Annotated in this window: 24 protein-coding genes; 9 read left to right on the forward strand and 15 right to left on the reverse strand. The window is 65.6% G+C overall.

All coding sequences use genetic code 11. The features are described 5' to 3' along the window. Positions 1 to 1,184 (reverse strand): GTP-binding protein (locus CB0205_RS0105670; RefSeq protein WP_050778436.1); only part of this gene is annotated, 1,184 nt, incomplete at its 3' end. Positions 1,185 to 1,210: 26 nt separating this feature from the next. Between CB0205_RS0105670 and CB0205_RS0105675 the strand changes: the two genes are divergently transcribed. Further along, entirely contained in the window at positions 1,211 to 2,533 is a 1,323-nt protein-coding gene (locus tag CB0205_RS0105675; RefSeq protein ID WP_010315338.1) for an aminopeptidase P N-terminal domain-containing protein, read from the forward strand. Here the strand turns inward: CB0205_RS0105675 and CB0205_RS0105680 are convergent. Beyond that, complete coding sequence (locus tag CB0205_RS0105680) at positions 2,530 to 3,243, reverse strand: TIGR01548 family HAD-type hydrolase (protein WP_010315340.1); 714 nt, start codon at positions 3,241 to 3,243, stop codon at positions 2,530 to 2,532. The two genes, CB0205_RS0105675 and CB0205_RS0105680, sit on opposite strands and share 4 nt — an antisense overlap. A gap of 101 nt (positions 3,244 to 3,344) precedes the next feature. Between CB0205_RS0105680 and CB0205_RS0105685 the strand changes: the two genes are divergently transcribed. Next, complete coding sequence (locus CB0205_RS0105685) at positions 3,345 to 3,821, forward strand: 30S ribosomal protein PSRP-3 (protein ID WP_010315342.1); 477 nt, start codon at positions 3,345 to 3,347, stop codon at positions 3,819 to 3,821. Positions 3,822 to 3,877: 56 nt separating this feature from the next. Here the strand turns inward: CB0205_RS0105685 and CB0205_RS0105690 are convergent, their stop codons facing one another. Genes CB0205_RS0105690 through CB0205_RS0105715 form a run of 6 tightly spaced genes read right to left on the reverse strand, consistent with a single transcriptional unit; the run spans position 3,878 to position 8,943 of the window. Further along, on the reverse strand, positions 3,878 to 4,792 hold the full coding sequence (locus CB0205_RS0105690; RefSeq protein ID WP_010315344.1) for a hypothetical protein: 915 nt from the start codon (positions 4,790 to 4,792) through the stop codon (positions 3,878 to 3,880). After that, positions 4,789 to 5,943: a PP2C family serine/threonine-protein phosphatase gene (locus tag CB0205_RS0105695; protein WP_198001905.1), complete on the reverse strand. Its 1,155-nt coding sequence runs from the start codon at positions 5,941 to 5,943 to the stop codon at positions 4,789 to 4,791. The genes CB0205_RS0105690 and CB0205_RS0105695 overlap by 4 nt, the downstream gene beginning before the upstream one ends. Then, positions 5,940 to 6,671 (reverse strand): VWA domain-containing protein, encoded by a 732-nt coding sequence (locus CB0205_RS0105700; RefSeq protein ID WP_010315348.1) that lies wholly within the window; start codon positions 6,669 to 6,671, stop codon positions 5,940 to 5,942. The genes CB0205_RS0105695 and CB0205_RS0105700 overlap by 4 nt, the downstream gene beginning before the upstream one ends. A 3-nt stretch (positions 6,672 to 6,674) precedes the next feature. After that, on the reverse strand, positions 6,675 to 7,997 hold the full coding sequence (locus CB0205_RS0105705) for a hypothetical protein (protein WP_010315350.1): 1,323 nt from the start codon (positions 7,995 to 7,997) through the stop codon (positions 6,675 to 6,677). After that, positions 7,994 to 8,671, reverse strand: a complete 678-nt coding sequence (locus CB0205_RS0105710) for an FHA domain-containing protein (protein WP_010315352.1) — start codon at positions 8,669 to 8,671, stop codon at positions 7,994 to 7,996. Before CB0205_RS0105710 ends, CB0205_RS0105705 begins: the two co-directional genes overlap by 4 nt. After that, complete coding sequence (locus CB0205_RS0105715; RefSeq protein ID WP_010315354.1) at positions 8,668 to 8,943, reverse strand: hypothetical protein; 276 nt, start codon at positions 8,941 to 8,943, stop codon at positions 8,668 to 8,670. Before CB0205_RS0105715 ends, CB0205_RS0105710 begins: the two co-directional genes overlap by 4 nt. 73 nt (positions 8,944 to 9,016) lie before the next feature. Here CB0205_RS0105715 and CB0205_RS0105720 point away from each other — a divergent pair, with 73 nt between their 5' ends. Continuing rightward, positions 9,017 to 11,266, forward strand: coding sequence for a transglycosylase domain-containing protein (locus CB0205_RS0105720; RefSeq protein ID WP_010315356.1), 2,250 nt, complete (start codon positions 9,017 to 9,019; stop codon positions 11,264 to 11,266). On the opposite strand, the gene CB0205_RS0105725 is transcribed toward CB0205_RS0105720, so the two are convergent. From CB0205_RS0105725 to atpD, 3 genes are all read right to left on the reverse strand, one after another. Beyond that, complete coding sequence (locus CB0205_RS0105725; RefSeq protein ID WP_010315358.1) at positions 11,241 to 12,302, reverse strand: rhomboid family intramembrane serine protease; 1,062 nt, start codon at positions 12,300 to 12,302, stop codon at positions 11,241 to 11,243. The two genes, CB0205_RS0105720 and CB0205_RS0105725, sit on opposite strands and share 26 nt — an antisense overlap. A 74-nt stretch (positions 12,303 to 12,376) precedes the next feature. Next, the gene (gene atpC / locus CB0205_RS0105730; protein ID WP_010315359.1) at positions 12,377 to 12,787 is read right to left on the reverse strand and encodes an ATP synthase F1 subunit epsilon; all 411 of its coding nucleotides are present in this window, start codon (positions 12,785 to 12,787) and stop codon (positions 12,377 to 12,379) included. A gap of 16 nt (positions 12,788 to 12,803) precedes the next feature. Beyond that, positions 12,804 to 14,264: a F0F1 ATP synthase subunit beta gene (gene atpD, locus CB0205_RS0105735; protein ID WP_010315360.1), complete on the reverse strand. Its 1,461-nt coding sequence runs from the start codon at positions 14,262 to 14,264 to the stop codon at positions 12,804 to 12,806. A 270-nt stretch (positions 14,265 to 14,534) separates the two neighbouring features. Here atpD and groES point away from each other — a divergent pair, with 270 nt between their 5' ends. The 5 genes from groES to CB0205_RS0105760 all read left to right on the forward strand — a co-directional run bounded on the left by groES (position 14,535) and on the right by CB0205_RS0105760 (position 19,047). Next, entirely contained in the window at positions 14,535 to 14,846 is a 312-nt protein-coding gene (gene groES / locus CB0205_RS0105740) for a co-chaperone GroES (RefSeq protein ID WP_010315361.1), read from the forward strand. 47 nt (positions 14,847 to 14,893) lie between these two features. Beyond that, the gene (groL, locus tag CB0205_RS0105745; protein ID WP_010315362.1) at positions 14,894 to 16,528 is read left to right on the forward strand and encodes a chaperonin GroEL; all 1,635 of its coding nucleotides are present in this window, start codon (positions 14,894 to 14,896) and stop codon (positions 16,526 to 16,528) included. A 284-nt stretch (positions 16,529 to 16,812) separates the two neighbouring features. Next, positions 16,813 to 17,172, forward strand: coding sequence for a hypothetical protein (locus CB0205_RS0105750; RefSeq protein WP_156797829.1), 360 nt, complete (start codon positions 16,813 to 16,815; stop codon positions 17,170 to 17,172). Between the two features lie 59 nt (positions 17,173 to 17,231). Then, the gene (locus CB0205_RS14310) at positions 17,232 to 17,513 is read left to right on the forward strand and encodes an MscL family protein (protein WP_232197249.1); all 282 of its coding nucleotides are present in this window, start codon (positions 17,232 to 17,234) and stop codon (positions 17,511 to 17,513) included. 208 nt (positions 17,514 to 17,721) lie between these two features. Then, complete coding sequence (locus CB0205_RS0105760) at positions 17,722 to 19,047, forward strand: ammonium transporter (RefSeq protein ID WP_010315365.1); 1,326 nt, start codon at positions 17,722 to 17,724, stop codon at positions 19,045 to 19,047. Positions 19,048 to 19,079: 32 nt separating this feature from the next. Here the strand turns inward: CB0205_RS0105760 and msrB are convergent, their stop codons facing one another. Genes msrB through gpmI form a run of 3 tightly spaced genes read right to left on the reverse strand, consistent with a single transcriptional unit; the run spans position 19,080 to position 21,383 of the window. Continuing rightward, complete coding sequence (gene msrB / locus CB0205_RS0105765; RefSeq protein ID WP_010315366.1) at positions 19,080 to 19,550, reverse strand: peptide-methionine (R)-S-oxide reductase MsrB; 471 nt, start codon at positions 19,548 to 19,550, stop codon at positions 19,080 to 19,082. 4 nt (positions 19,551 to 19,554) lie between these two features. Further along, a complete protein-coding gene (gene secG, locus CB0205_RS0105770) occupies positions 19,555 to 19,791 on the reverse strand; it encodes a preprotein translocase subunit SecG (RefSeq protein WP_010315367.1) in 237 nt (78 codons plus the stop codon). A 20-nt stretch (positions 19,792 to 19,811) separates the two neighbouring features. After that, the gene (gene gpmI / locus CB0205_RS0105775) at positions 19,812 to 21,383 is read right to left on the reverse strand and encodes a 2,3-bisphosphoglycerate-independent phosphoglycerate mutase (RefSeq protein WP_010315368.1); all 1,572 of its coding nucleotides are present in this window, start codon (positions 21,381 to 21,383) and stop codon (positions 19,812 to 19,814) included. A gap of 239 nt (positions 21,384 to 21,622) precedes the next feature. Between gpmI and pyrR the strand changes: the two genes are divergently transcribed. Next, the gene (pyrR, locus tag CB0205_RS0105780) at positions 21,623 to 22,165 is read left to right on the forward strand and encodes a bifunctional pyr operon transcriptional regulator/uracil phosphoribosyltransferase PyrR (protein ID WP_010315369.1); all 543 of its coding nucleotides are present in this window, start codon (positions 21,623 to 21,625) and stop codon (positions 22,163 to 22,165) included. Between the two features lie 9 nt (positions 22,166 to 22,174). Here pyrR and CB0205_RS0105785 read toward each other — a convergent pair whose 3' ends face one another. Beyond that, complete coding sequence (locus CB0205_RS0105785) at positions 22,175 to 22,396, reverse strand: ferredoxin-thioredoxin reductase variable chain (RefSeq protein WP_010315371.1); 222 nt, start codon at positions 22,394 to 22,396, stop codon at positions 22,175 to 22,177. Positions 22,397 to 22,435: the final 39 nt, after the last annotated feature.

The following is a 22,435-nucleotide window of genomic DNA, read 5'->3' on the forward strand; positions in this document are numbered from 1 at the left end:
CGGGTGCTGTAGACGGCCAGGGCCGCCTGGGCCATGGCCACCGGAGCCGCCGGCGCCAGGCTCAAGCCGCCACTCAGGGGGGCGGCCAGCAGCAACACCTGCCGCAGTCCCCCCAGCAGCAGTTGGATGCCCAGTTGGGTTCCCCCCAGCAGGGCGTTTTGCGCCGAGAGCCGCGTCAACAGGGCCCGGGCGCCGCTGCTGCTCATCTCCAGGTCGTAGAGCTTGCAGAGCTGCAGCACCAGGGCGGTGTCGATCGCAAAGCCGCCGGCGAGATCCAGCAGCAGCAGCGGATTGGCGGCGACGCCGGTGGCTTTCATCGCTGCATAGCGGCCGATCAGACCTTGGGCGGCGGCCTTGCCGCGCTTCAGGCGCCAGGCATGCAGGCTCTGGCTGAAACGATCCGCCGCCCGCAGTCCATTGAGGCCCAGCAGCAGGGAACCCTGGTCCTGGAGCAGCTCCAGCAGGGCCCTGCGCAGCGGTGCGATCTGCGCTGGCTGGGGTTCGCTGCGCACGCGGCCCCCCTCCAGCAGCACCGCCCGCCGCGGGGCGGCGGCCACCGGCAGGATCTCCAGGTGCTGCGCCTGGCGGGGGAGGCGCGAGCGGATGCTCTCGATCAGCGCCGAGCGCTCGCCGCTCGGCCAGTTGTCGATGCGATTGAGCACCAGCAGCAGCGGTTTGCCGGCGCCCAGTAGCTGCTCGATCGCCTCGGCCTCCGGGGTGGTCAGGTCGCTGTCGAGCACCAGCAGGACCAGGTCGGCCCCCAGGGCGACCCTGGCCGCCAGGCGATGGCGGGCCCGGGCGGCAATCTCATCAATGCCCGGGGTGTCCACCAGCTCGATCTGGCTGAGATCGGGCACCTGGACCCCCCAGGTCTCGCGCTGCTGCTTGCGGGTGCAGCCGTGGGCCACGTCCGTGGCGAAGGCCGGCTTCTCCAGCAGGGCATTCAGCAGGCTGGATTTGCCCACGCCCACCCGGCCAAAGACCGCCACCCGCAGCCGCCGCTGCTTCAGCGCCAGCAACTGTTGATCCAGGGTGCGCAGCTCCGGCTCCAGCACCGAGCGCTCCCGATCGCTCAGGCGCAGGTCTCCCCGCCATTGCGAGAGCAACAGGGCGCAGCGTTCAGCGGTGGAGGGCTGAGGCAAGGGCAGGGGCCTGGTCGCCACGTATTGAAGCGGTTGTGCCATCGTCGCGCTCAGCACCGCTCGCTTCCATGTCGCTCGCTCCGGACGTCTTTGCCCAGCGCCGTGCTCGTTTCTTTCAGGCCCTTGGCGGCGCTGCTGCGGTGATTCCCGCGGCTCCGCTGGTGACGCATCACGCCGACTGCGAGTGGCCTTTTCGCCAGAACAGTGACTTCTGGTACCTGACGGGTTTCGATGAGCCCGACGCGGTTGCGCTGTTTCTGCCCCATCGGCCCGAGGGGGAGCGCTTTGTTCTCTTTGTGCAGCCCAAGGAGCCCAGTGCCGAGGTCTGGATGGGCTTCCGATGGGGCTGTGAAGGGGCCGTGGAGCGCTTTGGCGCAGACCTGGCCCACCCCCGCGAGGAGCTGGCGGAACGGTTGGCCGATTATTTGCGCGGTGCCGAAGGCATCGCCTTCCGGGTGGGGAAGCACCCCGAGGTGGAGCCCCACGTGCTGCAGGCCTGGGCTGGTCAGCTCGACCGTGCCCCCCGCAGCGGTACGGCGGCCCTGGGCCTGGTGGCGCCCTGTCCGCTCCTGCATGCCCTGCGGCTGCGCAAGAGCCCCGAAGAAATCGCGCGGATGCGCGAAGCGGCCCGCATCTCCGCCGAGGCCCATGAACTGGCCCGCCAGGTGGCCCGCCCAGGGCTGAACGAGCGCCAGGTGCAGGGGGTGATCGAGCAGCACTTCCTCGAGCAGGGGGCCCGCGGCCCGGCCTACGGCTCGATCGTCGCCGGTGGGGACAACGCCTGCGTGCTGCACTACACGGCGAACAATGCGGTGCTGAAGGACGGCGATCTGCTCTTGATCGACGCCGGTTGTTCTCTGAACGACTACTACAACGGAGACATCACCCGCACCTTCCCAATCAACGGCCGCTTCAGCGCCGAGCAGCGCGCCCTCTATGACCTCGTGCTCGCCGCCCAGGAGGCGGCCGTGGCCTTCGTTGCTCCGGGGCAGACCGCTGAAGGCGTCCATGACACCGCCGTGCGCGTGCTGGTGGAGGGCTTAGTGGACCTGGGTCTGCTGCGGGGCGAGGTGGACGGGATCATCGAGCAGGGGGCCTACCGGCACCTCTACATGCACCGCACCGGCCATTGGTTGGGCCTGGACGTCCATGACGTCGGTGCCTATCGCCTGGGTGAGCACCATGTGGCCCTGGAGACCGGCATGGTGCTGACGGTTGAGCCGGGCCTCTACGTCAGCGATCGGCTGCCGGTTCCCGAGGGGCAGCCCGAGATCGAGGCGCGCTGGAAGGGGATTGGCATTCGCATTGAGGACGACGTGGCGGTGACTGATCACGGCCATGAGAACCTCACCGCTGCCGCCCTCAAGGCTCCGGCGGCCTTGGAGCGCTAGGCGATCGCCTGCTCCAGAGCCGCCAACACAGCGCTCGTGTTGGCGATGACCGCATCAGCACCGGCGGCCCGCAGCTGCTCCTCATAGGCCCCGCGGCGCGGGCTGTTCTGGAGGTGCGGCGGGGCCACCGCCAGGCTGATGAAGCGTTGAGCGGGACGCTCTTGGCGTGCCCGCACCACAGTGGTGACGTCAGCCACGGTGTCCCCCAGGTAGGCCACCGGCACGGTTGCCGCTGCCAGAGCGTCCGCCAGCCGCAGGAAGCCGCTGGGGTCCGGTTTGTCGGGGGCCTCCCCCATGGCGATGAGCGGCGGCTGCCTCAGGCCAAGGCGGGTCTCCAGCACGAAGCGGGCCGAGGGGGGCTCGGCGCCACTGACAAACCCCCAGGCCACGTCCGCCGCCGAGAGAGAGGCAAAGAACGCGGGATCCACCAGCAGGGGCTCGTTGCGGATGAAGCCCGCCCAAGCCGCTGGGTCACCCTCTGGATCACCACCGAAATAGAAGCTGTTGAAGACCTCTACCAGTGCCTCAAAGGCCGGGAGGTCTTGCTGACCCTGCCGGCGCAGCAACTCCAGGGAGGCCTCCCAGTCGTTGTTCCAGCACCCCTCGGCCTTCAGGGCATCGATGCTCTCGGGGCTGGGCCGCTGGCCGCTGTAGTGATGCACCGTCTCCACGATGGCCTTGCGGTAGCTGCCTCCCACATCGCGGATCACGCCGTCGATGTCGAACAGGAGAACAGCGCGCGGGCTCAGGGGAGTGGAGAACAGCGGCTGGTAGGTTAGTTGTTTGTCATTAAGCCTTGAGCGCGGACACCATGAGCACCGAGAGCGCTGAGAGCGCCGCGGCGACTGCTGCTACGACTGCCTCGACAGAAGCTCCGGCAACGGAGACCACTGAGGCTCGTCCGGTGCTGAGTGGTGCCAGCGCTGCCCTGGCGACCGCCACCATCGACGAGAACGGCGTTCCCTCCGGCCGTACCCCGAAGGCCGATGAGGGCCGCTTCCTGGTGAAGATCCTCTGGCTGCCGGACAACGTGGCCCTGGCCGTCGATCAGATCGTCGGTGGCGGCCCCAGCCCCCTGACCTCCTACTTCTTCTGGCCCCGTGAGGACGCCTGGGAAACCCTGAGGACCGAGCTGGAAGGCAAGAGCTGGATCACCGATAACGAGCGCGTTGAAGTCCTCAACAAGGCCACCGAGGTGATCAACTACTGGCAAGAGGAAGGCAAGGGCAAGAGCCTGGAAGAGGCCAAGCTCAAGTTCCCCGACGTCACCTTCTGCGGTACCGCCTGATTTGCGGTTCCCCCGTTTCCTTGGCCCCCGCAGAGCGGGGGCTTTTTTGTGCCTGCTCAGCGGCGCGGGCTGACCACTTGATCAAAGCTGCTGGCGGTGATCAGTCCCGGTTGGCTGGCGGTGTCCACGGTGAAGGAACGTGATTCCGCCTGGCTGGTGCCATCCGGATAGACGAAGGTCACGACCCCCTGCAGGGTGACCTTGCTGCCATCGCGGCTGACTTCCTGGAGGTTGTCGACGGCCACCCGTTGGAACTGGCTGAAGAAGGCGGGATCGAACTGATCGGCGGCTTGGGGGCTGAAGAGTTGCTTGGCGGCAGCGGTGTTCCCCAGGGAGATGTCGTCGTACAGCTGGCGGACGGTCTCAATGGCCTGGTTTAACTGCAGTTGGGCTGGATCCAACTTGGGTTCACTGGTGGCCTGCTCCGGTTCGGTTTGGGTGGGTTCGGGCTCGCTCACCAGGGCCGGTGCCGTGGCCGTGGAGGGCGTCATGGAGCGGTTGAGCAGCACCAGCCAGGTGAGGGCGCCAACAACGCCCACCACCAGCACGCCAGCGATGAAGCTCAGCACTGCGACGACACCGCTGTTGGAGCGAACGGGGGTCTCCACCCCGGCGGTGGGCTCGTCCTGGAGGTCGCTGGGGATGGCCTGCCCATCGGGGGCCAGGCCCAGCAGGCCCCGCAGGACTTCGGCCATCCGCAGGCATAGGGCCGGGGCGAAGAGGGCGTCGAGCTCTTGCTGCAGCCGCAGGTTGAGTTGGGTTTCGCTGGGTAGGGGCGGCCGCTCGGCCACGGCCTCCTGGAAGGCGGCGGTTTGTACCAGGTGCTTCAGGGCCGGCAGCAGCAGCAGTTCGTTGTCTCCGCAAAAATCGCTGAGCAGCGCCTGGTAGCGGCGCACATCACTGCTGATCCCCCGCTCAAAGTCCGCCAGGATTTGGCGCCGCAGCTTCACGCCGAGCTGGTAGTCGTTCATGGTCGCGCCGGGGCGCGGGATGGCCCTTGAGTCTCGCTCGCCGCCTCCCATTGCGCCCGCAGGGCTTGCTCCAGGGCTGGGCAGACCTTTGGCTCCGCCTTGGCCCCAGGTGCGCTGCTGGCAATCAGGGCGCCCAGGGGATCTCGCTCGGGCTGATCAAGCAGCGCTTGGGCTTGGGCGGGACTGCTCTTGAGGGCCAGGAATTGCTGGCGCCGTTGCTTGAGGCTGGCCTCAATCCGCTCGGGGTGCTGGCAGAGCTGTTGGATCTCGAGTGCCATCGGATCAGGGGCCTTGGGCCACCACCAGAGGCCCCCTGCGATCAGGGCTGCGGCAGCACCCAGGGCGGTGAGGACCCCCGCCTTCCCGCGCCGGGCTGGTTCGCTGCGCTGGGCGATGGCAACGGAGACATCGTCACCGCTGCCTTGGGCCGTGATTTCCTCCAATCCCTGGACCAAGGCCTCCCCCTGGATCTCCAGCATCTGCTGGCAGAGCTGCAGGAAGTCCCCATCGGTGGCGCAGGACTTGCGCACCCCATCGGTGCAGAGCACCAGGGCGGTTGTGGGGAGGGCGGACTGGAGTTGGACCCGCGTGGACCAGGCACCGAGGGCTTCGGTTTGGCAGAGGCTCAAGGTGGCCTCACCTGTGGCGTTGTTCAGTCGCTCCTGGTTCACCAGACGGGCGTCTCCATCGGCGTGGATCTCCACGAGGTCCCAATCGCCGACGCCGGTGCAGCCCCACCAATCGGGGCTCAGCAGGACCAATCCCAGGGTGCAGCCGTAGAGCGCGCTGGAGAAGGCTTCGTCTGCTGAAGCGGGCTGGCTACTCCAGTGCTCCTCGATCGCCTGGAGCCAGCGCTGCTGAATCGCGGCCGGCAGCTCCTGCGCGAGCTGCCGGCGCCAGCCGTCTTGATCCTGAAGGGAGAGTGTCCTGGCCAGCGCCGCGACCGACTCCTCTGCCGCCGCGCAGGCCAGTTGGCTGCCCACATCGCTGAGGCGATAGCGGCTGCCGCCATGGCCATCGGAGACCAGCAGCAGTTGCAGCTCAGGGCCGACTTGGCAGACCCGGGAGGCGTCTTGGCAGGGTTTGCCCTGCCGCCGGTGGGCGGCGCCGATCACGCTGCAATGGCGTGCGCCAGTCCAGGCGGGTCTCACCACACCAGTGGACCGACATCATCGACGGGGTCCAGCAGGGTCGGCGGCAGATCCGGCAGGGGAATGTTGCCCGCGTCCTGCGGCGTGTCATCCAGCCGGCTGGCGGGCATGGAGGCCGCTCCGACCACGGCGGTCGAGGCCCATTGGATGTACTGCGCCAGGGTTGTGGCATTGCTGGCCTGCAGCGGTCGCCGCGGCGACTTGCCGCCACCGCTGGGCTCAGGACCAATGAACTGCTGCAGCACCTCGAGGTCGGCGTCATGGCCCATGGCAATCGCCAGTCGCACGGCCTTCTGGGCCCAGGGCTGACGCATCAGCTGGCTCAGCCCCGCATCGAAGTCGTCGGTGGGTTGGCCATCGGAGATCAGCACCAAGACCGGGGGCAGAGCCCGCTCCTCCATCGGCGGGGACTGCAGCACGCCGGCCACCAGCTCCAGCGCTTCCCCCATGGCGGTGATGCCACCGGCCTCGAGATCACGCCACTGCAGCTCCTGCACGGGTGTGGGCTCGGCCAGATGCCAGGCGGCGCCATCGGCAAAGCGCACCGCTCGCACCAGCACCCGGGCTTCAGGGTTTTGCTCGGCCACCTCCGCCATCCCCGGCAGGGACTGCCGGATCGCCTGATTCAGGGCCTGCATCTTGCCCTGGGCGGCCATGGAGCCGGAGCAATCGCAGAGGTAGATGAAGTGCAGCGGGCGGTTGCTGAGGCGAACGTTGGGGAAGGGCATGGCTTATCTGCGGATCGGGGTGATCGGCCCGGCCTGGGTGCTGAGCTGCTGCAGGGCCGCGACATTACAGGTTTTGCCCGGCTCCACCTCCAGCATCTGGCCGTTGCTCAACTGGCCTTGCCAGGCCGTTGCTCCGAGGTTCCTGAGACCGACAACGCTTGGGTCCGTGGGGTGGCCGACCAGCTGAGCCAGGGGCTGATCGAGCCGCTCGCTGTCGCGTCCATCGAAGTGATGGGGGTAGAGGTCATTGTCTGGGCAGGCCGCCACCTGTCCTCGGGGGAGCTGCAGTTGCAGGACCGCCGGGTTGGTGTGACCGCAGCTCCAGCAGGGTCCGCTGTGGAAGAGCTCCTCGCCGCAGTGCTGACAGAGGCGGCGTTGGTCCAGGCAGCGCGCGAGTACCTGTTTCCACTGCCCGGTCAGGGGACGCATGCCGGGTTGGCGAAGCCCCGCGCCAAAGCTCGTCTCAAACAGCTGCTGCAGGCTCCGCGGGTAGATCGGCCAGGTCAGCAAGGCCGCGGCGTGTTCCTCCGGATCAGGCCGGTTCGCGGGGTTCTCTGGATCAAAGATGAACAGGGCCTCCTCGCCGTAGAGCCGGCGCCGGGCCGGTTCATCGAGGCAGCGGATCGCCAGTTCCTGTCGCCCGCGGAAGGGGTCGTGGCGGGTGAGCAGCCGAAAGAGCAGCACGGCCAGGCTGAATTGATCCGTGCTGGCACTGGGCTTGGCTGCCCCCAGCAGCACCTCCGGGGCCATGAATCCTGGGGTCCCGAGCACGCTGCCGGCGCCCTGGCCGTCGATCGCGACGTTGTCGTTGTCGCAGATCAGGATTGCGCCATCGCCTGGCCTGAGGAAGAGGTTCCCCAGGGAGATGTCCTTGTAACAGAGCCCCTTGAGGTGGAGTTCGTGGAAGGCATCGGCCAGATGAAAGCAGGCCCGCAGGATGTTCTGCAGGCTGATCTCCATCCGCCCGCCGGCATGGAGATGGGCCCCCTGAAAACCACTGGGACGCAGGGGCATCAAGTAGCCAAAGCCGGGCTCTTGGCAGCGGATCAGGGGCCGACTCTCGCCGCTGGGCTCCAGCAGTGCCATGGGCCAGAGAAAGTCGCCGTTGGGAGCCCCCAGGCGAATGCTTTGCTGCAGGCGCTGCCGCAGTAGTGGGTCGCGGGCGATGCAACTGGGGAAATACCACTTCAGGGCGAGCTCCTCCGCACCGCAGCGCACGGCGTAGACCTGCCCCTGGGTTCCGCCCCCCAGGAGGCGCGTGAGTTCAAGGGGTTGATCGAGGCCGTCGAACGGCAGACGCGTCCCCAGCGGCAGCAGGCTGTTCATCGGCCCTGGCTGGCGAGGACCTTGCGGATGCCGTTGCGATGGGCCAGGGCCGTGCGGCGGTTGGCAAAGCCATGGCGTAGGGCACGGCCATCCCGCAGCACCACCACCAGGCTGTGGTCCTTGCGGGAACCCAGCACGATCCAGCCCCCCAGGGCGCCGAGTTCTAAAGGCCAGAAGATCAGCGGGAAGGGCAGCAACAGCAGCCCCCCGAGGCAGAACAGCAGCCACCAGCTGAAAACATGGGGGTGGCGGGGCAGGCTCTGCACTCCCGCCGAGAGGATCTCGGCCAGCTCCACCGCTTCCCCATCCACATCGATTCGGCGGGATGCGGCTGGTTTGGGCGCTGGCTTGGTCGCAGTGGTGGTGATCAGCTCGAACTGCAGCACGGGGCCCTGGAGTCCCAGGCGAATCTCATCGCCGTCCTCGAGCTGGCGGCACTGTTGAATCCGTTGCCCTTCGAGGAAGGTGCCGTCGTTGCTCTGCCACTCGCAGATCAACCAGCCCTGGGTTTGCGAGAACCGGACGACGGCGTGGTGATCGGAAACCCCGGTTTGGCTGGCGAGGCAGAGCCGATTGCTCGGAGCCTTGCCGATCGTCAGGGGCTGTTTGGGATCGAGGGGCGCGGCTTTGCTGGGATCGCTGGCGAGTAGCAAGCGGGCTTTGGGGGCGCTCATCGCTCTCCTCGCCGGCGGGCCCACCAGAGTCTCCAGTCATCGCGCAGGTCGTTCCAGAGGCCGCCATCCCCCTCGCGATAGGGCACGACACGCCCGGGGAAGAGGACCGCTTTGCTGGCCAGCGCCAGCGCCACGAGCACCATCAACAGCAGGATCCAGCCCGGGATCGCACCCACCCAGGTGAAGGCAAAGAAGGCCCGCAGGGCATAGAGCCCGATCGTGATCGCCAACCAGAGACGGAAGGGCTCCCAGGGGTCCCGTTGACGCTGCACCGAAGGGGGGCGGAGGTGGGCTGGTCTTAGCCTATGGCTGGACTGCAACACCCGCCTGAGCACCTCCTCTCGCTTGGATCGTCTTGCCTCACCGGCCGTTCGGGAGGCTTGGAAAGACTTTGCCCGTGCAGCCCTTCGCGGACCTTGGCGAGAGCGGCCCGAGGCGGTGCGGAGCACCCTGCCTGCATTGCTGGAACACCAGGCGCGCCTGGAGCTCTGGGTGAAGGACGGGAAGATCCAGGAGCTCGAGCTTGAGCCCAGGCGTTATCGCCTGGGCCGTGATCCGGCCTGCGAGCTGCCGTTGAGCGATCCGAGTCTCAGCCGGGTGCACGCGATCCTCGAGAAGGAGCGTCCCAGCGACCGGGACTTTGCCTTGGAGGACTTTGGTTCCTCCAATGGCCTGTTCCATCGGGATCGTCGGATCCGCTGGATTCAGCTGCGGGATGGGGATGCGGTGCAGCTGGGCTCGCCCCTCAAGGGCCAGGCGCCTGAGCTGCGCTACTTCCACCCCCGCAGCCCCCTGGAGCAGGCGATTCGCCTGGTGGGCATCACGGCCTTGGCGGGCTCAGCCCTGTTGGTGAGTGGCATGCTGCTAGCCGCCAGCATTGGCGGCGGCTCCCGGATCCGCAGCATCGACGGTCCGGTCAAGATCTTTGCGGCCGATGGTCAGCAGGTGGATGCCAAGGAGGGGTCCTCCACGGCGCTGCCGTCCTTGCAGTCCTATCCGCTGCACCTGCGCCAGGCCCTGCTGGCTTCCGAGGAGGCCCGCTTTGGTTGGAACAGCGGCATCGACCTGTTCGGCACCCTGCGCTCCGCTGTCTTGGGGAGCGGCGGCGGCAGCGGCCTCACCCAACAGGTGGCGCGCATGGTCTACCCGGAGGTGGGGCGCGACCTAAGCCTGACCCGCAAGCTGCGCGAGCTATGGGTGGCCCTGCAGCTGGAGGTGGGCTTCAGCAAGAACCAGATCCTCAAGCTCTATCTCGATCGCGCCTACCTGGGCCTGGGGACTGAAGGCTTTGAGCAGGCGGCCCAGCTCTACTTCCGCAAGTCCGCCAGCGATCTGGACGTCGGCCAGTCGGCCTTTTTGGTGGGACTGCTTCCCAGCCCGAACGGCTACAGCCCCTGCAACCTCGAGGACCCAGGTGCGGGCCTGGAGCGCCGCAACCTGGTGCTGAAGCTGATGCACGAGCAGGGTTGGTTGAGCGATCAGGGCCTGATCGATGCCCAGCGACGGCCCCTGAACATCGATCCCTCGGCCTGCCGGGAGTCGAGCTTCAGCAGTTACCCCTTCTTCAGCGACTACGTCATTGGTGAGCTCGAGGGCACCCGCTTTGGTTTGAACCTCAGGGGCGGTGATGGGGCTGGCAATTACGCGGTGGAGAGCACGATCAACCCCAAGCTGCAGCAGTTGGCCCAGGAGCAGCTGAAGCGTTTTTTGGAGGGGCCCGCGGCCGCGGCGGGGCTTACCCAGGGGGCGCTGATCAGCCTGAATACCGAGACCGGCGACATCCTGGCCTACGTCGGCGGTGGCGATTACAGCCGCTCGAGTTTTGATCGGGTTCAGGCCCTGCGCCAGCCCGGCTCGACCTTCAAGTTGTTCCCCTTCCTGGCGGCCTTGGCCGCCGGCGTCTCACCGACCGAGTCCATCTCCTGTGCCCCACTGGACTATGTGGGGGGCTGTCGTCAGTCCGCCGGAGCGATCAGCGTGGCCGCGGGTCTGGCGGGTTCGGAGAACGTGGTTGCCTTGCGGCTGGCGGAGCGGGCGGGGTTCTCCCAGGTGCTCAAGCTCGCGCGACGGCTGGGCATTTCGACGCCGCTGGACGCGGACTACAACACCATGCTGGGCGGCCGGGAGACCTATCTCTACGAGATGGCCCGGGCCTATGCCGTGGTTTCGAACGGGGGGAGATCGGTGCCCGTGCACGGGGTCAGCCGCATCTATGACCTGGGCATCTGCCGATCGCTGAAAAGCCTGGACCGCTGTCCGGCCCGGGGTGTGACGACCCCGATTGGAGAGCGATCTCGCCAGTTGATCCGGCCGGAGGTGGCTGCGGCGATGGATCAGATGTTGGCTGGGGTGGTCCAGGGCGGAACGGGCAGAGCGGCGGCGGTGGTCCCGGATGCTCGCGGCAAGACCGGCACCACCAACAACGGCGTGGATGCCCTGTTCATCGGCTACTCCCCCTCGCTGAAGGTTCTGACGGCGATTTGGATGGGGAACGACGACAACCGTCCCGCCTCAGGAGCGAGCGGTGGCTTGGTGGCGCAGCTTTGGGGGCGCTACATGCAGCAGGCCGCTAGAGCCCTGCCTGCAGCCGGCTGATCAGGGCCCAGACCAGGCCGAGGATCAGTCCCCAACTGCAGCTGGAGGCCAGCAGGCGTTGCAGGGCCGTGCTGCGTTCCTCGGGTTGCTGGCGAGGGAGCTGCCAGCCCAGTTGCAGGGCCCCCACCAACAGCAGCAGTACCCAAGCCGGGATGCTCAGCCCCAGGGGACGAAAGACCAAGAGCTTCCAGTGCAGCAGGCTGGAGCCGGCCGCCAGGCCGATCAAGGCACAGACCGGCCCGGCGGATCCGCTCCAGGTTCGTTGGACGCTCCAGCGTTGGGCGCAGAGTGCGGCCAGGCTCAGGCAGGCCAGGGCCGTCAGGCTGTAGCGCAGGATCACCTGGCCGAGGGGCAGGGGCGAGTTCCCCAGGACGATCAGCAGCACGGCCAGATTCACCGCGGCTTCGAGATCGCTGCCATGGACCCAGGGGGAACTGATCCAGCGCCAGACCTGCCGCGGTTGTGAGGCCTGCTCGCTGCTCAGACTCCAGCGTCGCCTCAGGCTGCTGCGCCACGGTCCGACGGCCAGGCCGGCCAGGCTCAGCACCAGCACCAGACCCCCGCTCCAGCCCCAGCTATCAAAGATCAGCCGGTCCAGTTCCTGGCCGAACCAGCTCAGCACCAAGGCGCCGCAGGCTGAGAGGGCCAGCCCTGGGGCGAGTGGTTCCAGACCCTTGAGGGCCGTTGCGGCAGGAGCGGCCGCAACGCTCTGGCGCGGTGGGACGGCCGCAGGCTCGCTTGTCCCGCAGGCGGCGTCGAGCAGATCCTGAAGCTCGCTTTGGACCTCGGCGGAGTAGGTCTGTCGAATGTGTGCCCCCAGGCTGGCGCGGGCACTGGTTTGGCTGGCGCCGCTGCCATGGAGCAGCTGCAGCAGCAGGGGTTGGTTGGCAAGGTCTCGAATCGGACCCTTGAGCGCGTCCTCCGCGCCGAGGGCATCGATGAGGCGATTGGCGATCGCCCGTCCGCTTTGCAGCGCCTCAGGGTTCTGGATCTGCCATTGGCGCAGCTGCCTGCCGAGAGTCGTGCCGAGGCCCATGGCTTGGGATCTGTGGGCTGAGCATAAAAAAGCGCCCCATTTGGGGCGCTATTGCGTGCAACTGAAGGCAGCGCTCAGTTGTTCAGGGTTGCCGCTTGAACCCGAGCGCGGGCACGGGAGACGGCTTGTTGGGCCTTGAGCTTCTCGGTGCTGGCGGCCTGACCTTCGAACTGGTTGGCAGCAGCGGTGGCGGCTTCCAGTTCTTTGTTGGCTTCGTCGGCGTTGATAGCGCTACCGAGTTCAGCGGTGTTCACCAGGACGGTGACTTCATCCGCTTCGATCTCGGCAAAACCACCCTGGAGGGCGATGGCTTTCCAGTCGTTGTTCTCGCGCACACGCAGCACCCCGTAGTCGAGGGCGGTGAGCAGGGAGACGTGACCGGGAAGAATGCCCAGTTGGCCCGTGGTGGAGGGAAGGATCACTTCGTCGGCAGGGCCGTCGAAGACGCTCTGGTCTGGAGCCAGAACGCGGAGGGTGAGAGACATCAGCTAACGCTCCGGATCAACCTTTGGCGTCGGCTTGGATCTTGGCCGCCTTGGCCTTCACTTCGTCGACGTTGCCCACCAGATAGAAGGCAGCCTCGGGCAGGTGATCCAGTTCACCGGAGAGAACCATGTTGAAGCCCTTGATGGTGTCCTCGAGCTTCACGTACTTACCGGGCATGCCGGTGAAGATCTCAGCCACGAAGAAGGGCTGGGAGAGGAACTTCTCGATCTTGCGGGCGCGGTCCACGGTGCGACGGTCGTCTTCGGACAGTTCGTCCAGACCCAGAATCGCAATGATGTCCTGGAGCTCCTTGTAGCGCTGCAGGGTGGACTGCACAGCGCGGGCGGTGCGGTAGTGCTCGTCACCCACAACGGAGGGCTGGAGCATGGTGCTGGTGGAATCCAGGGGATCCACAGCGGGGTAGATGCCCTTGGAAGCCAGGCCGCGGCTCAGCACGGTGGTGGCGTCCAGGTGAGCAAAGGTGGTAGCCGGTGCGGGGTCGGTCAGGTCGTCCGCAGGCACGTACACAGCCTGAATCGAGGTGATGGAACCCTCGAGGGTGGAGGTGATGCGCTCCTGCAGCTCACCGACGTCGGTGCCGAGGGTGGGCTGGTAGCCCACAGCGGAAGGCATGCGGCCCAGCAGTGCGGAGACTTCGGAGCCGGCCTGAACGAAGCGGAAGATGTTGTCGACGAACAGCAGCACGTCCTGCTTGTTCACGTCGCGGAAGTGCTCAGCCATGGTCAGAGCCGAGAGACCGACGCGCATGCGGGCGCCGGGGGGCTCGTTCATCTGGCCGTAGCAGAGGGCCACCTTCGACTTGGAGAGGTCCTCGGCGTTGATCACGCCGGATTCCTTGAATTCCTCGTAGAGGTCGTTGCCCTCGCGGGTGCGCTCACCCACGCCACCGAACACGGACACACCGCCGTGCTCTTTAGCGATGTTGTTGATCAGCTCCTGGATCAACACGGTCTTGCCCACGCCGGCACCGCCGAAGAGGCCGATTTTTCCGCCCTGGCGGTAGGGAGCCAGCAGGTCGATCACCTTGATGCCGGTCTCGAACACCTTGGGCTTGGTCTCGAGGTCGGTCAGCTTGGGAGCTTCGCGGTGGATGGGGGCGGTGGTGGTGGTGTTCACCGGGCCCTGCTCATCAACGGGCTCACCGAGCACGTTGAAGATGCGGCCGAGGGTGGCCTCACCCACGGGAACGGAAATCGGAGCACCGGTGTCCAGAGCGCCCATGCCGCGGACCAGGCCGTCGGTGCCGCTCATGGCGACGGCGCGGACGCGGTGGTCGCCGAGCAGCTGTTGAACCTCAGCGGTCAGAGCAACGTCTTGACCAGCCGAGTTTTTGCCCTCGATGCGGAGAGCGTTATAGATCTTTGGCAGCTTGCCGGCCGGGAATTCAACGTCGATCACCGGTCCGATCACCTGCCGGACGATGCCTTTGGTGCCGGTGGCAGTAGCAGCAGCCATTTAAAGGAGAAGTCGCAGGACGCACAGCGGGACGCAGCCCGCCTGAAGCGGCGCAAACATACCACCGCGCCCCTGCACCCCGTCACCCCTCCCCTGCCCTGTTCGGTCACCCGCCCCGCGGGGTGGTTGTGGACTCGGGAAGCGCGCCCATAACTTGGCACTCAGGGGATGTGAGTGCTAACTCGCGTTCCTAGGCGTTTTTACGCCGCGACCCTGGCAGCGTCTCTGGCGCCATGCCAATGGTTTCGCCAACCAACCCGAATTCCATCCATGGCTGCTGTTTCCCTAAGCGTTTCCACCGTCAAGCCCCTGGGCGATCGCATCTTCATCAAGGTCTCTGAGTCCGAAGAGAAGACTGCCGGTGGCATCCTTCTGCCCGACACCGCCAAAGAAAAGCCCCAGGTGGGCGAGGTGGTTCAGGTGGGCCCCGGCAAGCGCAACGACGACGGTTCTCGTCAGGCTCCTGAAGTGAGCGTTGGCGACAAGGTGCTCTACAGCAAGTACGCCGGCACCGACATCAAGCTCGGCAGCGACGAGTACGTGCTCCTCTCCGAGAAGGACATCCTGGCTGTCGTCAACTGAGCCTCAACACCGTCTTCTAACCACCCCTACCGCGAGATTCGCCTCCCATGGCTAAGCGCATTATTTACAACGAGCAGGCCCGCCGCGCCCTCGAAAAAGGCATCGACATCCTGGCTGAGTCCGTTGCCGTGACCCTTGGTCCTAAGGGCCGCAACGTCGTTCTCGAGAAGAAGTTCGGCGCTCCTCAGATCATCAACGACGGCGTTACCATCGCCAAGGAGATCGAGCTCGAGGATCACATCGAGAACACCGGTGTCGCCCTGATCCGTCAGGCCGCCTCCAAGACCAATGACGCCGCCGGTGACGGCACCACCACCGCGACCGTCCTGGCCCACGCCATGGTCAAGTCCGGTCTGCGCAACGTTGCTGCTGGCGCCAACGCCATCACCCTGAAGAAGGGCATCGATAAGGCAGCTGAATTCCTGGTCGAGAAGATCAAGGAGAACGCCAAGCCCATCAGCGACTCCAACGCCATCGCCCAGGTCGGCACCATCTCCGCCGGCAACGACGAGGAAGTCGGCCGCATGATTGCCGACGCCATGGACAAGGTCGGCAAAGAGGGTGTGATCTCCCTCGAGGAAGGCAAGTCGATGACCACCGAGCTGGAGGTCACCGAAGGCATGCGCTTCGACAAGGGCTACATCTCCCCTTACTTCGCCACCGACACCGAGCGGATGGAAGCGGTTCTGGAGGAGCCCTACATCCTGCTGACCGACAAGAAGATCGGTCTGGTCCAGGACCTGGTGCCCGTGCTCGAGCAGATCGCTCGCACCGGCAAGCCTCTGCTGATCATCGCTGAGGACATCGAGAAGGAAGCCCTGGCCACCCTGGTGGTCAACCGTCTGCGTGGCGTCCTGAACGTGGCGGCTGTGAAGGCCCCTGGCTTCGGCGATCGCCGTAAGGCCATGCTCGAGGACATTGCTGTTCTGACCAACGGTCAGCTGATCACCGAGGACGCCGGCCTCAAGCTGGAGAACGCCAAGCTGGAGATGCTGGGTACCGCCCGCCGCATCACCATCAACAAGGACACCACCACCATCGTGGCCGAAGGCAACGAGGTGGCTGTGAAGGCCCGCTGCGAGCAGATCCGCAAGCAGATGGATGAGACCGACTCCACCTACGACAAGGAAAAGCTGCAGGAGCGTCTGGCCAAGCTGAGCGGCGGTGTGGCCGTGGTCAAGGTGGGTGCCGCCACCGAGACCGAAATGAAGGACAAGAAGCTGCGCCTGGAAGACGCCATCAACGCCACCAAGGCGGCCGTTGAAGAGGGCATCGTTCCTGGCGGTGGCACCACCCTGGCTCACCTGGCTCCCGCCCTCGAGGATTGGGCCAAGGCCAACCTGTCCGGCGAAGAGCTGATCGGCGCCACCATCGTGGCTTCCGCCCTGACCGCTCCCCTCAAGCGCATCGCTGAGAACGCCGGTGTGAACGGCTCCGTCGTGGCCGAGCACGTCAAGAACAAGCCCTTCAACGAGGGCTATAACGCCGCCGTTGGTGAGTACGTCGACATGCTGGCTGCCGGCATCGTGGACCCCGCCAAGGTGACCCGCTCCGGTCTGCAGAACGCTGCCTCGATTGCAGGCATGGTCCTGACCACCGAGTGCATCGTGGCTGACATGCCCGAGAAGAAGGAAGCAGCTCCTGCCGGCGGCGGCATGGGCGGCGGCGACTTCGACTACTGAGGCCGGTCGGGGAGAGGGTGACCCCTCCCCGATGAACCTTCAGTCATTGCAATGCATCTGGGGCACATCCGTGCCCCTTTTTTGTGCCTATCGCTCGGCGTGGATCAGGGCGATCCCAGTCCTGCCAGGACTATTTGTCTAGGCGCTGCAATGCAGAGCTATGCCACAGGGCCGCTTTTGTCTTGCCGCGAGGGCGAGCTGGTGCGGGTGCAAATGCTCGCCATTGAGCAGGGGAATGGTCGTGAAGAGGCGGACGTATTGTTTCGGCTATGTGAGTCTTGGCTGTGCCGCGTCCTGGTGCTTTTGCTGCGAACTTCAGGCCTGAGGTTCTCGATCGCTTTCGGGAGCTCTGCCGGCGGCAGGGCAGGCAGTACACCAAGGTTCTTGAGCGCCTTGCGGAGGTGTATCTAGAGACGGAGGGTGCTGTTCTAGATGGAGCGGTCTCCCCTGGACCGGCGGACCCCGATCGGAAGAAGCGGCTGGTCCAGGTGGAGTCACTTCAGAACAAGCTGCTGGAGGACCTCTTGAAGCGAGTGGAGCTTCTCGAGAAGCAGAAGGTGAAGACGGACTATGAGATCGAGCGTGTTCAGAAGAGCGTTGCTTTTCTGCGCTCCGGTCTTCAAGAGCCCGACTCCAAGGGCTGAAGACTTAGGGGCTTTGAGTCACCCGTGTTCGAATGAAGGCCTGCTTTCCCAGGTCTTTCATGCTCGCTTTTCGTCGCTGGTTGAAGGAATTCACGGAGTTCTTCTTTCAGAAGGGCAATGCCCTGAACCTGGCCATTGCGGTGGTGGTGGGCACCCAGTTTCAGCAGATCGTCGATGCGCTCACGAAAGACCTGTTGATGCCATTGGTGAATCCCCTGATTCGCAATGGCGGCTGGGAAAAGTGGGAGATTCCCTATGCCGGTGGGCAGCTCCTGATTGGACAGGCTGAATGTGCTGCTCAATTCCCTGATTGTGGGCTGGGTGCTGTTCTTCATTGTTAAGGCGATCAACCGGTCCCAGCGCATGGCCTCGGCGGGGATGGATCGCCTGCGTGCTGCCCAGGGTGGGGAAGCCGAGGTCTGAGCGGACACGGATCGTCCAGGACCCATGAAAGTGTTCGCTGCGAACAGTCCATCTCCTGCGCTGTCTGAAACGGTAGCCGTCATCACCAAATGAATTCGCGTGCCGTTTCTTTCGCGACAGCGCCGATTGCTGATCGCTCTCCTCACCGTTCCTGCGCTGCAGTTCCTGCTGGGTGCGTTCTTGCCAGCCCAGGCGGCAGAATCCTCGCTGGATAGCTCCGACAACACCCTGCTGCTGATCTCAGCGGCGATGGTGCTCTTGATGACCCCTGGTCTGGCCTTCTTTTACGGCGGCTTTGTTCAGGGGCGCAACGTGCTCAACACGATGGCGATGAGCTTCGTGATGATGGGCATCGCCACCTTGGTCTGGGCCAGCTTTGGTTTCAGCTTGGCCTTCGCCGATGGCGGTGCGGCCCAGGCGGTGGTGGGGAACCCCTTCACCTTTGCCCTGCTCGAGCGTCTGCCTGAGGTTTGGGATGGTCTGGCGGTTCCCGGCCTGACCTTTGCCCTGTTCCAGGGCATGTTCGCGATCATCACGCCGGCCCTGATCTCCGGTGCCCTGGTGGAGCGCATCAGCTTCCGCTTCTGGTGCCTGTTCACGCCGATCTGGCTGCTGCTGGTCTATTCCCCGCTGGCCCACATGGTCTGGGGCGGCGGCTTCCTGGGCAAAGACCTCGATTTCGCCGGTGGCACCGTGGTGCACATCAGCTCAGGTGTGACCGCATTGGTGCTGGCCGGTCTGATCGGTGCGCGCCGTCAGTGGCCCAAGGCGATCCGTCCTCCCCATGACGTGACCCAGATCCTGCTGGGTACTGGGTTGCTCTGGTTCGGTTGGTTCGGCTTCAACGGCGGCAGCCAGCTGGCTGTTGGCGGCGCCGAGATTCCCTTCACCACCACCCACGTCGCTGCCGCTGCGGGTCTGGTGGCCTGGTCGGTGGTGGAGACCTGGCGCGACGGCAAGCCCACCGCCGTGGGCATGGCCACCGGGGCTGTGGCTGGCTTGGTGGGCGTGACCCCCGCCGCTGGTTTTGTGACCATCGGCTCGGGCATGGCCATCGGTGCGATCACCGCCGTCCTCTGCTACGTCTCGGTCCAGGTCAAGGTGAAGCTGCGCTTTGACGATTCCCTCGACACCTATGCCGTCCATGGCGTCGGCGGCACCGCGGGCGCCATGCTCACCGGCGTCTTTGCCAACGCTGAGTTGATCGCCTCCCACCCCGCCGGTCAGGTTCTGGCGGAAGAGGGCCGTGGAGCCCTGGTGCTGGGTCAGCTGCAGGCGGTTCTGGTGGCTTACGGTCTGGCTGCCCTTGGCACCCTCTTAATTGCCGGTGTCCTGCGGGGCCTAGGTGTTCAGTTCCGTGTCGGCGAAAACGCTGAAAACCTCGGCGTTGATGTGGCTGAACACGGCGAAGAGGCCTACGCCGAGCGTGTCGGTTCGCCTCAGCTGTTCTGAGCACAGCATCCCTGGCTTTTTGCTGTCTGCCCTCAGGCGTTGGGGGTAAAGGTCAGTGCCACCCCGTTGTTGCAGTAGCGCTTGCCGGTGGGGCGAGGTCCGTCACCGAAGACGTGGCCCTGATGGCCGCCGCAGCGGCGGCAGTGGTATTCGGTCCGGGGGACGATCAATTTGAAGTCCACCTTGGTCTCGATCGCATTGGCCAGGGGCTCCCAGAAGCTGGGCCAGCCGGTGCCGCTGTCGTACTTCGCCTTGGAGCTGAACAGCGGTAGATCACAACCGGCGCAGTGGAAGATGCCGGCGCGTTTTTCGTTGTTCAGGGGGCTTGAGAAAGGACGCTCGGTCCCCTCCTGACGCAGGACCTGGTACGCCGCTGGAGACAGGCGTGCCTTCCACTGGGCATCCGTGAGTTGCCACTGAGGATCAGCTGCCTTGCTGGCAGCATCCGCCGATTTACCGCCCACCAGCAGGGCCAAGGAGGCGAGCAATCCCCGTCGTGTCATCGCGTTAGAGACCTTTGAACCAGCCGGCGCTGAGTGCCGTGGCCAGTCCCATGAAGATGGCGAGCAGGGTCCAGGTGATGCGGTTCAGGGTCGCTTCAGCGCTGCGGGCGCTGCTGAACATCGAGCTGCCGCTGGAGGCGATGCCACCCATGCCATCCCCCTTGGGGCTGTGCAGGAGAACGGTGATCACCAGCAGTGCACCACTGCTGAGCCAGATCCAGGTGAGGGTGGTTTGAATCATCGATGCAGCCTAGGCAGTGACTAGACGCCGAGGGTCTGAGGGATGCGGCTCGGTTGGCTTGGGCTGCCCAGGGGCGTGATCAGGGAGGCGCCAGTCATGCGGCTCGGCTGCTCCAGGCCCAGGATCTCCAGCAGGGTCGGGGCCACATCCGCCAGGCCACCACCACTGCGCAGTTCGACGGCGGTGCCGTGGCCGGGGATCTTGCGCTTTTCGCCCTCCACCAGGATCAGGGGGACGGGGTTGGTGGTGTGGGCGGTCCAGGGCAGGCCATCGGGGCCTTCCATCAGCTCGGCGTTGCCGTGGTCGGCGGTCACGATCAGGGTGCCGCCCATACGGTTGGTGGCCTCGAGCAGGCGGCCCACGCTCCGGTCGACTGCGCCGATGGCTTCAACGGTGGCTTCCATCGCCCCGGTGTGGCCCACCATGTCGGGGTTGGCGTAGTTGATCACCACCAGGGAATAGATCCCCTTGTTGACCGCGGAGATGCAGTTGTCGGTCAGCTGCTCGGCGGACATCGCTGGAGCCTGGTCGTAGGTGGCGACGCGAGGGGAGGGGACCAGGTGACGGTCCTCGCCGGGGTAGGGCTGCTCGATGCCCCCGTTCATGAAGTAGGTGACGTGGGGATACTTCTCGGTTTCTGCCGTGCGGAACTGCCGCAGTCCGGCTTCGGAGACCACCTGGCCCAGCAGACCATCGAGGGACTCAGGGGGGAAGGCCACGCTCACCGGCAGGCCGGCTTCGTATTGGGTGAAGGTAACGACGTTCAGGTGGGGGATTAACGTCCGCTCAAAGCCGTCAAAGCCTTCCACCACAAGCGCTTTGACCAGCTGGCGGACGCGGTCAGGGCGGAAGTTGAAGAGCACCACACCGTCCCCGGATTCGATCGCGCCGGGAGCCAGTCGGGTGGGCTCGAGGAATTCGTCGTAGATCTCCTCGCCGTAGGACGCCTTCAGGACCTCCTGGGGCGAGAGTTCGCTGATCGTTCCCTCTTCGGTGAGCAGGCGGTAGGCCTTTTCGGTGCGCTCCCAGCGGTTGTCACGATCCATCGCCCAGTAGCGCCCGCAGAGGGTGCTGATTCGGCCGATTCCTGCTTTCTCGATCTGGGCTTCGATCGTGCTGAGGAAAGGCTCGGCGCTTTGTGGCGGAGTGTCACGGCCATCGGTGATGGCGTGGATGCAGACCTCCTTGAGGCCGCGGGCCTTGGCCCACTGCAGCAGGCCCCCTAGGTGGTCGATGTGGCTATGGACGCCACCGTCGGAGCAGAGGCCGATCAGATGCAGCGTCTTGCCACTGCCGCGGAGTTGATCGGCCAGGGCGTTGAGTTCTGCGTTCTCAGCGATGCTGCCGTCGCGCACGGCCTGGCTGATGCGCACCAGTTCTTGGCGAATGATGCGGCCGGCGCCGATGGTCAGGTGACCGACTTCCGAGTTACCCATCTGATCGTCCGGGAGGCCCACATCGGCGCCGCTGGCTTCGATCAGGGTGTGGGGATAGGCGTGCCAAAGGGCATCCATCACCGGGGTTTGGGCCGCCCGGATGGCGTTATGGCTGTCGTCGTGGCGGTAGCCCCATCCATCCAGGATGCAGAGCACAACAGGCGCAATCGCTCCGTTCTGGGAGGACTGCGAAGGACCTGCTGCGGTCCCCGCGTTGTGCGAGCTCGATTCGGTGGACGGTATGGCTGTCACCCGATAAAACCCCGCCTTTCCCTGCACGACCAGATGAGTCCAACCTACCTCTTGCCTTGCGCTGAGCCAGTCCTCAGCATGGTTGCGTCAGCTTTTGGCTACACCATGGGTTCCCACGCCCATCGCGCTCCCTTCTGAGACCCATGGCCGTTGATCGCGTTGAAATCCTGTCAGCGGTTGAGTTGGGACGGACCCTGAACCGCTTGGCCTCCCAGGTGCTGGAGAGCGTCGATGACAGCCGCGATCTGGTCTTGCTGGGTATCCCAACCCGAGGGGTTGCCTTGGCCGAGGTTTTGGCTCAGTTGCTGGAGCAGCTCTCGGGGCATCCGGTGGATTGCGGCAGTGTCGATCCCACCTTTCACCGCGATGACCTGGACCGCGTCGGTACACGCCTGGTGACGCCGACCTCCTTGCCGTCGAGCCTCGATGGCAAGGAGGTGGTGCTGGTGGATGACGTGATCTTCACGGGGCGCACCGTGCGCGCGGCCCTTGAGGCGCTGCAGGCCTGGGGCCGTCCCAAGCGGGTTTCGCTGCTGGCGATGGTGGACCGCGGCCACCGGGAGCTGCCGATTCAGCCGGACTTCTGTGGTCGCGTGGTCCCGACGAACCGCCAGGAGCTGATCGCCCTCTGCCTCAAGGGGATCGACGGCGAAGAGGGGGTGTTCCTCTTAAAAGGTGAGCCCTAGGGCTGGCCCTCAGGCCACCGCCTCGAGTTCATCGGCGCGGAAGTGGGCGCGGAACTTTCCGAAGGCCACGATCACCGGCATGGTCGGGCTGATGGTGCGGCCCTTGTAGTCGTTCAGGACCTGGAAGACCTCCCCCTGCTGGCCCTTGAGATCGAAGGCCTGGCCGCGGTGCTGCGGGTGGTGGAAGACCACAACGCTCTGGCTGACCGTGACTTGATCTCCCGCCTGCATGAAGGATCGCCCTGAAGTGGTGGCCATCCTGTCACGCGT

This window comes from Synechococcus sp. CB0205, from assembly GCF_000179255.1.
Lineage (GTDB): Bacteria > Cyanobacteriota > Cyanobacteriia > PCC-6307 > Cyanobiaceae > Vulcanococcus.